This window comes from Chitinophaga sp. 22620, assembly GCF_052044405.1.
Classification (GTDB): domain Bacteria; phylum Bacteroidota; class Bacteroidia; order Chitinophagales; family Chitinophagaceae; genus Chitinophaga.
Window position 1 is genome coordinate 1,056,122 of record NZ_JBQEMV010000002.1, and the last position, 12,189, is coordinate 1,068,310.

General features: G+C 51.8%; 14 protein-coding genes. 5 read left to right on the forward strand and 9 right to left on the reverse strand.

What is annotated here, in order from left to right; all coding sequences use genetic code 11:
- The first annotated feature begins 42 nt into the window (after positions 1-42).
- Genes ACTJIK_RS13995 through ACTJIK_RS14015 form a run of 5 tightly spaced genes read left to right on the forward strand, consistent with a single transcriptional unit; the run spans position 43 to position 4,105 of the window.
- Entirely contained in the window at positions 43-558 is a 516-nt protein-coding gene (locus ACTJIK_RS13995; RefSeq protein ID WP_440647069.1) for an RNA polymerase sigma factor, read from the forward strand.
- A complete protein-coding gene (locus tag ACTJIK_RS14000; RefSeq protein ID WP_440647071.1) occupies positions 555-1,103 on the forward strand; it encodes a hypothetical protein in 549 nt (182 codons plus the stop codon). The genes ACTJIK_RS13995 and ACTJIK_RS14000 overlap by 4 nt, the downstream gene beginning before the upstream one ends.
- The gene (locus ACTJIK_RS14005) at positions 1,093-2,172 is read left to right on the forward strand and encodes a hypothetical protein (RefSeq protein ID WP_440647073.1); all 1,080 of its coding nucleotides are present in this window, start codon (positions 1,093-1,095) and stop codon (positions 2,170-2,172) included. The genes ACTJIK_RS14000 and ACTJIK_RS14005 overlap by 11 nt, the downstream gene beginning before the upstream one ends.
- A 27-nt stretch (positions 2,173-2,199) precedes the next feature.
- Positions 2,200-2,922 (forward strand): head GIN domain-containing protein, encoded by a 723-nt coding sequence (locus ACTJIK_RS14010; protein ID WP_440647075.1) that lies wholly within the window; start codon positions 2,200-2,202, stop codon positions 2,920-2,922.
- A 37-nt stretch (positions 2,923-2,959) separates the two neighbouring features.
- A complete protein-coding gene (locus ACTJIK_RS14015) occupies positions 2,960-4,105 on the forward strand; it encodes a C1 family peptidase (protein WP_440647077.1) in 1,146 nt (381 codons plus the stop codon).
- An 81-nt stretch (positions 4,106-4,186) separates the two neighbouring features.
- Here the strand turns inward: ACTJIK_RS14015 and ACTJIK_RS14020 are convergent, their stop codons facing one another.
- The 9 genes from ACTJIK_RS14020 to ACTJIK_RS14060 form a co-directional block, all read right to left on the reverse strand.
- Positions 4,187-4,423, reverse strand: a complete 237-nt coding sequence (locus ACTJIK_RS14020) for a helix-turn-helix domain-containing protein (protein ID WP_440647079.1) — start codon at positions 4,421-4,423, stop codon at positions 4,187-4,189.
- A gap of 217 nt (positions 4,424-4,640) precedes the next feature.
- On the reverse strand, positions 4,641-4,913 hold the full coding sequence (locus ACTJIK_RS14025) for an acylphosphatase (protein ID WP_440647081.1): 273 nt from the start codon (positions 4,911-4,913) through the stop codon (positions 4,641-4,643).
- Between the two features lie 57 nt (positions 4,914-4,970).
- Positions 4,971-5,264, reverse strand: a complete 294-nt coding sequence (locus ACTJIK_RS14030) for a hypothetical protein (protein WP_440647083.1) — start codon at positions 5,262-5,264, stop codon at positions 4,971-4,973.
- 544 nt (positions 5,265-5,808) lie between these two features.
- Positions 5,809-6,390: a 2'-5' RNA ligase family protein gene (locus ACTJIK_RS14035; RefSeq protein WP_440647085.1), complete on the reverse strand. Its 582-nt coding sequence runs from the start codon at positions 6,388-6,390 to the stop codon at positions 5,809-5,811.
- 191 nt (positions 6,391-6,581) lie between these two features.
- A complete protein-coding gene (tpiA, locus tag ACTJIK_RS14040; RefSeq protein ID WP_440647087.1) occupies positions 6,582-7,340 on the reverse strand; it encodes a triose-phosphate isomerase in 759 nt (252 codons plus the stop codon).
- A gap of 44 nt (positions 7,341-7,384) precedes the next feature.
- Positions 7,385-8,548 (reverse strand): putative sugar nucleotidyl transferase, encoded by a 1,164-nt coding sequence (locus ACTJIK_RS14045; RefSeq protein WP_440647089.1) that lies wholly within the window; start codon positions 8,546-8,548, stop codon positions 7,385-7,387.
- 68 nt (positions 8,549-8,616) lie between these two features.
- Positions 8,617-8,871 carry a type B 50S ribosomal protein L31 gene (locus tag ACTJIK_RS14050; RefSeq protein WP_120516061.1) on the reverse strand — a complete coding sequence of 85 codons (255 nt, stop codon included), beginning with the start codon at positions 8,869-8,871 and terminating at the stop codon, positions 8,617-8,619.
- Between the two features lie 61 nt (positions 8,872-8,932).
- Entirely contained in the window at positions 8,933-9,424 is a 492-nt protein-coding gene (locus ACTJIK_RS14055; protein WP_440647091.1) for a YajQ family cyclic di-GMP-binding protein, read from the reverse strand.
- Positions 9,425-9,549: 125 nt separating this feature from the next.
- Positions 9,550-12,183 carry a M56 family metallopeptidase gene (locus ACTJIK_RS14060; protein WP_440647093.1) on the reverse strand — a complete coding sequence of 878 codons (2,634 nt, stop codon included), beginning with the start codon at positions 12,181-12,183 and terminating at the stop codon, positions 9,550-9,552.
- Positions 12,184-12,189: the final 6 nt, after the last annotated feature.

Consider the following 12,189-nt stretch of genomic DNA (forward strand, 5'->3'; position numbering starts at 1 on the left):
TACCCTGACAATTTGGAACATCCGCCTGTAACTAATCAAATCGTGGTACGCTGCCGCAAGGGCGACGTAAGGGCATACCGTGAGCTGTATGAGGCGTATTCCAAAGCAATGTTCAACATCTGCCTGAGAATGACGGGGCATTCGGCCGATGCAGAAGATGTGTTGCAGGAAGCCTTTGTACAGGTGTTCAAGAACCTGGACAAGCTGGCCACAGACAGCAGTCTTACCGCCTGGATCAAAAGGATCGTGGTGAACCACTGCCTCAGCTATCTCCGCAAAAAGAAGGTGTATTTCGAGGAAGTGGGAGAGGCGGAGTTTGAAGAAGAAGAACGGGTGGACGAATCGGAGCACACCATGACGGTGGCGGCGGTAAAGGAAGCGATAGGCCAGTTGCCGGACGGTTACCGGACGGTACTTAATCTTTACCTGTTCGAAGAGTATTCGCACCGCGAGATCGCAACACTGCTGGGCATATCGGAATCTACCGTAAAAACCCAGTATATGCGGGCGAAAGAGAGGGTAAGGCAATTGGTGAAAATAAAAACGAGAGAAGTATGAAACTGGAAGATTTCATTCAGCAGCACAGAGGTGAATTTGAAGAAGAAGGGCCTGGCCCGGGAGTGTGGGCCGCGCTGGAAAAGGAGCTGCCGGTAAAGCAGAAGCCCAGGGTGATCTCCATGATGGCCCGCCACTGGTGGAAAGCTGCCATCCTGGTTGCACTTGTGGCAAATGCGGGCATCCTCCTCACTTTCCTGCAAACTAAAAAGGAGGCGACCGTTGTGGTGATCCCGGAAATGCAGGAGATGGAACAATTCTACACCACCCGCATCGAACAGAAACTTGATGAGCTGAAACAGATACCGCCCGCAGAGCTAGGGCTGGACAGCGCCACCCGCAAGGAACTGGAGCTTCGCAACGAAACCTATATGATGCTGGAAAAAGAGCTGGCCGGCAACCCGGGCAACGAGCGCATCCGCTCGGCCATGATCCGCTATTACCAGATGAAGCTGGAACTGCTGGACAAAATACTGGAAGGCCACAGCAAGTTCAACGATAACGCTAACAACGACTCCACACTATTAAATAAAAAAGATGTTCTCTAAATCTACATTAATACTCTTATTGCTTTGCCCGCTCCTGGTCTTTGCTACCAAGGGCGATGAGGAACATAAGCTGCGTATCACCAAATCGTTCAGCGTAAGAAGCAGTTCGAAGGTGATCATCCTGAACAAGTATGGTAAGATCGTGGTCAATATCTGGAACCGCAACGAATGCAAGGCCGATATAGAGATCGTGGGATTCGGCGCAAATGCAGAGCAGGCACGGAAGATGGCCGAAATGGTTGAAATAAAGGCCAGCGACAACGGCGATGCAGTGAAAATGGAAACCTCCTACAACGCAAGCGGCGCCGGTAAATGGTTCAACTTCGGCAAAAAGGATTCCCGCGATTATGTGAACGTGAACTATAACCTGTATGTTCCCGCCAATATCGCCTTCCTTGTGCTGGATAATAATTTCGGCGACGTGCTGGCCCGCGATCTGCCCATGGTAAGCAGGGTAGCGGTGAACTACGGTTTCGTGGACATTGGCGAAGCCGGTAAAAAAATGTCCGTGCATCTTAACTATACAGACAAATGCCGCATCGGCAAAGCCCAGGAACTGGAAGTGCATGCCAATTATTCCAATATGCGCGTAGGTAATACAGGAAAGCTGGTGCTGCATTCCAACAATGGTAACTGCACATTCGGAGCAACCGGCGAAACGAAGATCAGTTCCAATTATGACGATATCAAAATCCAAAGCGTTAAATCTCTCGAGTTTGACGGCAACTATACCGATTTCAAGACGGAACAGCTGAACGGTCCCGCCAGTATCAGCGCCAACTACGGTGATATCACCCTGCGCAAGATCACCAACGATTTCAAAAGCATCAGGATAAGCACCAATTACACGGATGTGGAACTGGGCCTGGGCGATAACAGCGCCTTCCGTATCAAGGCCTCGATGAAGAACGGCGACCTCAGAACGAGGGATTTTGAATGGAAAGATGTAAACCAGGTACGCAACAACGAAAACCTCTCCTTTTCCGCCATAACTGCCAACGGCTCGGATGCTTCGCCTGTCATTATTATCAATGGAAGGTACAGCGACGTGAAGTTGGGAGGAGAATAACACAAAAGCCAAATTAAATCTAACATTATGAAGAAAATTGCAACCTTCCTGTTTGCTTCGCTCATCGCTGTTGCCGGAACTCTGCACGCGCAGGAAAAGATCAGTGGCAATGGTAAGCTCAAAAAAGAAACACGCCCGGCCAAAGGCGCTTTCAGCGAAATCTCTTCCGCCGGCAAATACAAGCTGGTACTGAAACAGGGCAGCAGCCACTCCATCGAGGTGGAAGCGGACGAAAACATTCTGCCTTACCTCGAAACCGAGATCGAAGGCAACGAACTGAAGCTGCATCCGAAAAAAGGGTATAACCTGAGCCCGAGCCAGTCCATTACCGTTTGGGTCACCCTCGCCACATTGAAGGAGATCAATGCCAGCGGCCAGGCTGATATAACTACGGATGGCACATTGAAGGGCGAAGGTCTCGAAATGAACTTCAGCGGCAGGGTAGATGCAAAGCTCGACGTGCAGTACGATAAACTTGAAGTGGCCCTGTCCGGCTCCGGCAAAATGAAACTCAACGGCCGCGCGGACCACGCGGAGGTAAGCATATCCGGCTCCGGCGAAATGGATGCGCCTGAAATGCAGTCGAAGAACATGGAACTGCACATTTCCGGCAGTGGCAACGCCAGTGTGAATGTATCGGAGAAACTGGAAGTGGCCATTTCCGGCAGCGGCAATGTAAAATTCCGTGGAAACCCCACCAGCGTTGAGCAGGCTGTTTCCGGAAAAGGTAAAGTGAGCAAAGAAAACTAGGGCGCTTTTCTTATCTTCGCTACAAAATATGCCGCTTATGAGAAAAGACATTTTGTTGATCCTGGGGCTTGCGTGCAGCTTTCAGGTTGTGGCACAGGAGCATCCTGTTGCGATCACTGCTACTCCGGAGGAGGTGACCGTTCTCAAGGTCAACAAGGCCACCGAAATAAAAGACCAGGGAAACACCGGCACATGCTGGTGTTTCGCCACTGTATCCCTTATCGAGAGCGAATGTGTGAAGAAAGGCGGTGAAACGCCCGATATCTCGGAAATGTTCACCGTGCGCAATGTATACATGCTCAAAGCCCGTAACTATGTAATGCGCCAGGGCGATGCGAAGTTCGGCGAAGGCGGCCTCGGCCATGATGTGCTGATCGCCGCTGAAAGATACGGCCTCATGCCGGAATCTGCCTACAACGGTCGCGCAGCCGGGCAAACAAAGCCTGACCACAGCAAAATGGCGGATACCCTGAAGAAATTCCTGGACACCATGCTGCGCAAAAGGCCCATCCCCGTTAACTGGGAGCAGCAGTACGCCGCGTTAATGGACGAATACATGGGAGGCGCGCCGCCTGCCACATTCGACTTCCACGGCCGTACCTACACTCCTCAGCAGTATGCAAAGGAAGTAGTGAAATTCAACCCGGCTGATTATGTGAACCTGACATCGTTCACCCATCACCCGTTTTACAGCAGGTTCATTCTTGAGCTGCCGGATAACCACGCCAATGGCAGTTTCTACAACGTAACGCTCGAAGAGCTGATCGGCGCCACCAAAAGCGCCGTGCAGAAGGGGTATACCGTGATGTGGGATGCGGACGTGAGCAACCGTGGTTTCGTTACCTCCAGCGGTTATGCGTTTTCCCCGCAGGCAGACAGCCTGTTCAACCGCAGAAAGCCCAACCCGGATCTCCCGGAAGTGAACGCCACACAGGCTTATCGCCAGGAGCTGTTCGAAAAGCTCGTTACGCAGGACGATCACCTGATGCATATCACCGGCCTCGGTAAAAGCCCGGCCGGGAAATCTTTCTTTATCGTGAAAAATTCATGGGGCGTTCAATCCTCACCTTTTGGAGGTTATGTATATGTGTCAGAACCGTACTTCGCGGTGAACACGATCAATGTTATTGTTCCAAAAGCAGCGCTGGACAAGGATTTGCTGAAGAAGCTGCAGCTCAATTAAGGTTTAAGGGAAATAGATTTGAACGGCGGCGGGAAGATTCCTGCCGCCGTTTTTCTATGGCTGAATGGCATAGGTCTGTCATTATTTTGAGGGGTACCGTTTGATCAGCAGGTCGATAACGCGCACGTCCAGCGCGTCTGCCAGCTGACCCGCGGTGCGGAGGGTTATGTTGATATCTCCTTTTTCCATGCGGGAGATGTCCGCATTGTCGACATTGCAGCGGGAGGAAAGTTCCCGTTGGCTGTATCCTTTCTCCCGCCTGATATGCCGGAGATTTTCACCGAAAATGGACAGTATTTCAGATTCTTGTGAAGCCATTGATTGATGGTTTGCTCTGCCGGCAAATTGAATTTTTTAATTGACGTAAGTGCTGGGTTAAAACCCTGCATGCGAAAATTGTTACGCAGGCAAGTTGGTGTTTTTTGCTGAGTTAAACATTGGGCCGTAACCCTTCACCGGTACGGTTCCGTGAAACGCTTTACGGTAGCTGGTTTCAGAAGATGCATCAATCAAAGGCGGTATAGCATAATTTTTTTTAACTGTGCAGTATTTCAAAACCTGAGATATTCTCCAGGGGGCCGTCGGTAATTTCCAGCTCGGTGACATTTGCACCGGAAGGGCCGATGCGGCACCAGCTGATGAATTCGTTCATGGCGTGCTGCGGTCCTTCCGCAACGATCCAAACATGGCCGTCCGGCAGGTTTTTGACAGCGCCGGTTAGGCCGAGCCTGACCGCGACGGACCGTGCGGTTGCCCTGAAATAAACGCCCTGTACTTTGCCTTTCACTATAATTTCTTTATGGATCATTTTGTCTTAATAATTGATGTTGGGTAATAAATATAACAATGAATTGGGGCCCAGGTTTTACCCGGCGGAGATGCAACGTTGCAATTGCCCGATATCAGAGGCAAAAGCCGTTGCGCCGCCGGGGTAAAAGATGAAAAAACTGGACGGACCGTTGTCCGCCTCCTGCACTTCGTGCACCTGGATGTATAATGACGGATGAAAGTAAAAATTTTCGGTCACGGCGGGGGAGATGCTCCGCCGTTGTTGTTCCAGCTGGAAACCGGCCCTGGTAAGCCAGGAGAATACGGTTTGTGCCGGGGAGGGCTGCATTTGCCCGTTTTTATATGCTGGTGTGATAGTGACCCATTCCATGGTTTTTAAATTTACTGGGGAGTAATGCATTTGCTGGTGGGCCTTAGCCCAACAGGCGTATTTTTTTTATTGATCAATGAATGCCTGCCGGCATCAGGCCCTGGCAAAGGTTGCCCACTGCCATGGTCTGTGCGTCCTCCCTTGGGAAGGCAGGCAAAGGTTAAGATCGTCTGTTCCATCCACCGGTGCTGCTTTTTATGGCAGAGGCGATGATTGACAAGAACGAGTTTCCCTGCCGACATCAGGCCCTGGCAAAGGTTGCCCACTGCCATGGTCTGTGCGTCTTCCCCGGGGAAGGCAGGCAAAGGTTAAGATCGTCTGTTCCATCCACCGGTGCTGCTTTTTATGGCAGAGGTGATGAATTGGCAAGGCATAAGTTCCCCCGCACCTACAGTTGCCTGTTATGCGCCGGCGGTTCCTGCCCCGTTGAATGCAAATACAAGGGTGAATCGGATGGGTCGTAAGTAGGAAAAGAGGGGTCGGGAGATCAACGCCCGACCCGGTGAGATATGATACTGACTCTTAAAGATTATGTCTTGTGTCCTTAAGCTGCATGGTTAAATAAGGGGTGCCTGGCCGGCGTGTCCTTTCCAAACATAAATTCTCTCACCGTTTCATATTTGCCGCCGCCAACCGGTTTTCTCAACAGGCTGAAACTCTGGCAATGAAAACTGCGCACGAACATTTTGTTGGCCAGGTAAGGCGCCAGCTGGTTAAAATGCTGCTGGCTCACGGAACGGGCCAGCGTAATATGAGGCTTGTAGGATCCGGCCTTCAGCTCGAACGCATCAAGGATCCTGCGGTGCAACTCCTCCACAGGGCGGGGATTGGCCACGTTCACATAAAACATATGCTTCGTTTCCCCCTGCCGGCAATGATCAATACGGGAAGTGTACACCGTGAATGCCGACTGGTCCGCCACTAGCGCATCCAGCATAAGGATGAACTCCGCTTCATACCGGGCCGGGAACTCCGACCGGAAAAGCGCAATATGCGCCTGTGAAAACGCACCGGGGGAAGGGCCCAGTTCCTCCGCGATCAGGTGCTTGTACATGCTCACATCCTGCACCGTCTGCGCGTCAGGTTGTAATACCAGCATGTAATCATATAATACGTCCTGTTCCATGTCATTATGATTAAGCAATCATCAATTTGAAACAATCACTATCGTTTACAGCATCGCGATAATGATCCCCTCTTTTCACAATACAAATATACAAACTAAATTGGTAAATACTAAAATTATTAGCAAAAAATACTAAAAAAAATGGCTGACAGGTTGTAGCCCGTCAGCCGCTCCTGCTGTATTTCAGCAGTTTATAAGCTCTTGATGATCGCCGTGAAGTCCGCAGCCACCAGCGACGCGCCGCCGATCAGCCCGCCGTCCACATCGGCGCTCGCAAACAGCTCGCCCGCGTTGGACGGTTTCGCGCTGCCGCCATACAGGATAGTGATGCCCAGCGCCGCTTCACGCCCGAATTTCTCGGCAATGCGCGAACGGATGAACGCATGCATGTCCTGCGCCTGCTGCGCACTGGCCGTTAAACCTGTGCCAATAGCCCAGATCGGCTCATACGCGATCACGATATTTTTCAGTGCAGCGGCGTCCAGGTGGTAAAGACTCTCTTCCAGCTGCTTTGCTACGTATTCGTTCTGTGTTTCCGCCTTCCGGATCTCCAGCGGCTCCCCGCAACAGAATATCGGCTTCAAACCGTTGGCCAGCGCCTGGTCTATCTTCTTAGCCAGCTGCGCATTGGTTTCAGCGAAATACTCCCTGCGCTCGGAGTGCCCGAGGATCACATAGTCCACACCCACAGACGCCAGCATTTCAGCTGAAACCTCACCGGTATAAGCGCCTGATTTTTCACTGGCGCAATTCTGCGAAGCCAGGTAAATGCCCGGGTAATTGCGGATGATCTGTTTTACCCGCGCCAGGTAAGGAAAAGGAGGGGCAATCACCACTTCCTGGCCTTCTGCCAATTTGATGCCGGCGGAAACGATGTCGTTCACCAGCTGTTCGCCCTGCGCCAGTGTGAGGTTCATCTTCCAGTTACCGGCTACAATCTTTTTTCTCATAGACGTTTTACTTGCTTTTGATAAGAGGCGCGAAAAATACGCATTTATCCCTGAAATATACGGGTAAGTATTTGCTGGTCCTGCTCACTGAGCGACGCGCCCTTGAGCTGCATCCACGAATCGGCGTCCCGCAGGGCTTCTGTGAGCCGGTACCGGTCTGTAAGTCCGGCGCCTCCCCAGCTGAAGGAAGGCAGGTATTTGGGCGGAAAATTGCCGCCAAACACGTTGCAGCTCACGCCTACCACGGTGCCGGTGTTGAACATGGTATTGATGCCGCAGCGGCTGTAGTCGCCCATGATCACGCCGCATTTGGTGCCGGCAGACCAGGCTTCCTGCTTGGCTTCCATCCAGACGCGCACCTCGCGGGCGTTGTTCTTCAGGTTGGAACAGCTGGTATTGGCCCCCAGGTTACACCATTCGCCGATCACCGCGTCGCCCAGGTAGCCGTCGTGCCCTTTGTTGGAATGGTCGAAGAAAACGGAGTTCTTGATCTCTCCGCCGGCCACACAGTGGCGGCCGATGGAAGTGGCGCCGTAAATGCGCGCGCCCATCTTCAGCACGGCGTGTTCGCCCATGCCGAAAGGCCCGCGGATGAGGCAGCCTTCCATCACCTCGGCGTTCTTCCCGATGTAGATAGGGCCGGTGGAGGCGTTCAGCACGCAGTGCTCCACTTTGGCGCCGGGTTCCAGGAATATCTGTTTTGGATTCTCGACCCGGTTGGTAGGAGAGATGGAGGCGCTTTTACGCCGTTTCGTGAGCAATGCAAAATCGTCACGGATCGCGGCATCGTTATATTGCGCGATATGCCAGGGCTGGTCTATCCGGATGATGTCTCCTTCAAAATCGATGCGGCCGGCCGTAGGCACAAAAAAATCGTCACCGCTTACGGCTTTGGCCAGCAGGCGGCCATTCTTGTATATTTCCTGGCCGGGCTCCAGCCCGGTCACGGCGGCCACGATAGCAGCAGAGGGGAGGAGGTGCCCGTTCAGCAGGATGGTAATGGCATTTTTGGGCGCTTTGATAAGGGGGAATTTCTCCTGGAGGTAGTCCAGGGTAAAATAGCTGATGGGACTGATCCCCAGCCATTTTTCCCATTTTTCCCGGATGCTCAGGAGGCCAATGCGGCATGCGGCGACCGGGCGGGTATGCGTGAAGGGAAAGAGCTGGTCGCGTTCAGGCGTGTCAAACAGGATGTAGTGCGGGTTCATAGCTGGCTAAAATAAAGAAATCCCGCCGATATAGGACCGGCGGGATTGTTAAAATATGGAAGGACGCCTTATTTCGCGTCTTTTTTGTAACGTTTGTTGAACTTGTCGATACGGCCTGCGGTATCTACCAGTACGTTCTTACCTGTATAGAAGGGGTGAGAAGTATTGGAGATCTCAAGCTTGATCAACGGATACTCGTTACCATCTTCCCATTTCACGGTTTCGCGGGTAGGAGTGGTAGAACGGCTCAGAAAGCTATGCCCGTTAGACATATCTTTAAACACTACGAATCTATAATTTTCCGGATGGATTCCCTGTTTCATATCAAAAAGTTAAATACAGAGCGCAAAGGTAGGAGATTATTTTAAATAAGCCAAGAAATTTTTAGCTTTTCATATTTACGTATTGGAGGGGAATACCCAGGTTCGCTTCGCGGCACTTTTGTATAACTTCCTGTAAATCATCTATTTTTTTACCCGTAACCCGTACAATATCGTCCATGATGGCCACCTGCACCTTCAGCCCCGCATCCTTGATCATTTTCACGATCTTCTTTGCATCTTCCTGCTTAATGCCGTTCCGCACGGGTATTTCTTTTTTAACCACTTTGCCGCTCTGGTAATGCTCTTTGCTGAGATCGTAAATGGAAGCTTCCAGCCCCTGCCGCATGGTACGGCTGATCAGCACCTCTATCACCTGGTCCAGCTTCATTTCTGTTTCCACCTCCAGCTTCAGCTGCAGTTCCTTTTTGTCCAGCTCGATATTTACGTGCGACCCTTTGAAGTCGTAACGGGTGGTGATTTCCTTTTTTACGGTGTTGATGGCGTTGTCGAGGGTTTGAAGATCTATTTTGCTCACGATGTCGAAAGACGGCATAAACGGGCTTTTTAATGGTGAATAAACGAGGGGCAAATATAATAAAAAACCGCTACCGGTAAGGCAGCGGCTTTTTTATTAGAATGGCGGGCGGGAATGGGTAACATGGGCAAAAGAGCCACAGGCTACTTGTTGTCGGTAGACTGTATGTTCAACTCGTTTTTGCTTCCACGTATTGAAACGTTATCGTTTTTGAGATATTGTCCGTATTTCTTTAATATATCTTCGGGTTGTTTTTTGCCGTTGATGTAAAGGTCGTTGCCTTTCTTTTCAACGTTGTAGCGGGCGTTGCGGTCTATCAGCTTGTCGGATTCCAGCCCGTCCAGCAGCTTGCGGAAGCCTTCGGTGGCGGCTTCGGCTTTCTTACGGTCCTGTTCTGCCCTGAGGAGGTGTTTCTCTGTTTCAATCTGCTGCTTCTCCTGGATCTCCTTAATTCTTTCTTCACGCTCCTGCTGAATGGCCTGGGTACGGGCGAGGTGCTCTTCCTGCATGCGTCTTGTTCTTTCCTCGTTCGCCTGCTGGATAGCGCGGGTACGGGCAACATTCTCTTCCTGTATGCGCCTTACCCTTTCTTCATTCTCCTGCCGGACGTCGCGGTTACGGGCCAGGTTGATCTCATGCTGAGCGCGGGCACGCTCTGCATTTTTTTCCTGTATCTGGCGGGTACGTTCTTCATTTCTTGCCTGCGCTTCACGGACGCGTGCCATACTTCTTTCGCGGGTACGGAGAGCCTCGTTTTCCCTGCGGCGCGCTTCGCGGTGGATGCTGGTATCAAAGTGAAAGTCCTGGTTGAAGTTGTAGTTGAAATTGCCGTTCTTTTTCTGCTCTTCAATGGCCTTCTTCACATCGTTCTCTATCTTTTTCCAGTCTATTTTGTCCATAGATTTTTTAATCTCCCGGCTCAGCTTGTCCCAGTCCTGGTCTTTCATCTTCGCCTTCATTTCATCGCTGATCTTTTCCCACTGGATCTCTTTCATTTGTTTAGCGATATCGGCGTTCATCTTGTTCCAGTCAATGTTCTTCATGCTCTCGGCCACTTGTTTGTTCATCTTGTCCCAGTCAACCTTTGACATGCTGGCTTTGATCTGGGCATTCATCTGGTCCCAGTTGATCTTGCCGATGGCCTCCTGCGCGCTTTTCATGGCTTTGGCAAAGTCGTCATGGTTTAATTTGAAATTATCGAAATTGAACTGCATGTTTTGCCTGGCCTGCTGCATGTTGAAGAAACTTTCTTCCATGCGTTTGCGGTCTTCGGCGGGCATTTCATCGATGCTGCTGTATTCCTTTTTGTTCCCTTTATCATCTACGATGATGATCTTTTTACCGGGAGCAAGCGTATCGGCATAATAATAAGTGTAGCCGTTGCCGGAGCGGTGGCCGAAGCCGTTCACGCTGACATCCTTACCGCCGAAATTAACCCAGTCCGGAGGAGTAGGGGGAGTAGGCGGTTGCGGCGTGGCGGCCGGATAAGGCGCGGCTGCGGGCGAAGGGAATGGCGGCGCGGGCGGCAATGGCGCTGCTGCCGGGAATGGGAGCGGCGTTGCCACTGGCGGTACGGGCGGAGCAGGAGGCGCATCCGGCGCTGTTATATCAGCGGGCGGCGCTACGGGCGGCGCAGGCGGTGCGGGTGTTACGCCTGGTGCAATAGGCGCCTTCGGCGGAACGGTATCTGAAAAAAGGGACCGTACTTTTGCAGAAACAGACCGTTCTTTTTCTTTTTTCTCGTTCTTCCTGCCCGGGTTCAGCCAGGCAATGGACACGAGGCCGGTAACGATGATAAGCAATGCAAGGAACCGCTGGCTATAATTGAGATTTTTCGTTTTCATTTCCATGATGCGTTTAATGCGATGAAGTAAGAAATGTTTATCATGCGCAGCCGCCATGGCCATCGGGTTAGCGGTGATCCGGTACTCCTCAAGCGCCACAAGGGCTTTGGCATAATGCATGGGCTGAACGGTGCCTGCGATCACCAGGTCGTCACAGCAATGTTCCCTTTCCAGGCGGATGTTCCGGGATATCCACCATACAAACGGGTTAAAGAACAGGATGGTTTCAACAATGGACTGGAAGATATTGAGAAGATAATCATTACGCTTGATGTGTGCGAGCTCGTGCAGCAGGATGGCCTCCAGCTGTTCAGGGCTCAGGTTGTTCACCATGGCTGCGGGCAGCAGTATCACGGGTTTCAGGAACCCGATCATCACCGGCACCTGCAGGGTTTCGGAAATGAACAACTGTACTTTTTTCGTGATGCCCATCCGTTTGCCCAGGTCTTTTAAATGACGCTCCCAGACTGTTCCCATAGGCGTAACGCCCTGCCTGCGCATGTGGCGCAGCTGCGAAAGGTCCAGGCATAGCTTGATGGTCATGATTGTCACCCCGATGATATATACCGCCACGAGGATAGGAAAGTAGCTTTCCATGCCAGGCATCATCATCTGTAGCCCGTTGCTCTTTACCGGCGCCTGCTGCATGGCACGGGCCATTACGGCGGGGTCCAGCTGCAGAGTGATGGTCTGCTGCACCTGTGCTTCCCGCAGGGCAGACAGCTGGGCGAACAGCGTGGCCATGAACCAGCCGCTGATGCCGGCCAGGCTCAGGAACGACAGGTGGTATTTGATGGCAGCGCTTGCCTGGGGCCAGAGCCGCAGCACAATACGCAGGCATGCGAATACAAAAAAGGCCTGCCAGAAGGAGTGCAGCAGCGTCCAGCCGAATGCACGAATCAGATCTTGGGTAAAAGGAAGCAACGAAGTCATGGCAAA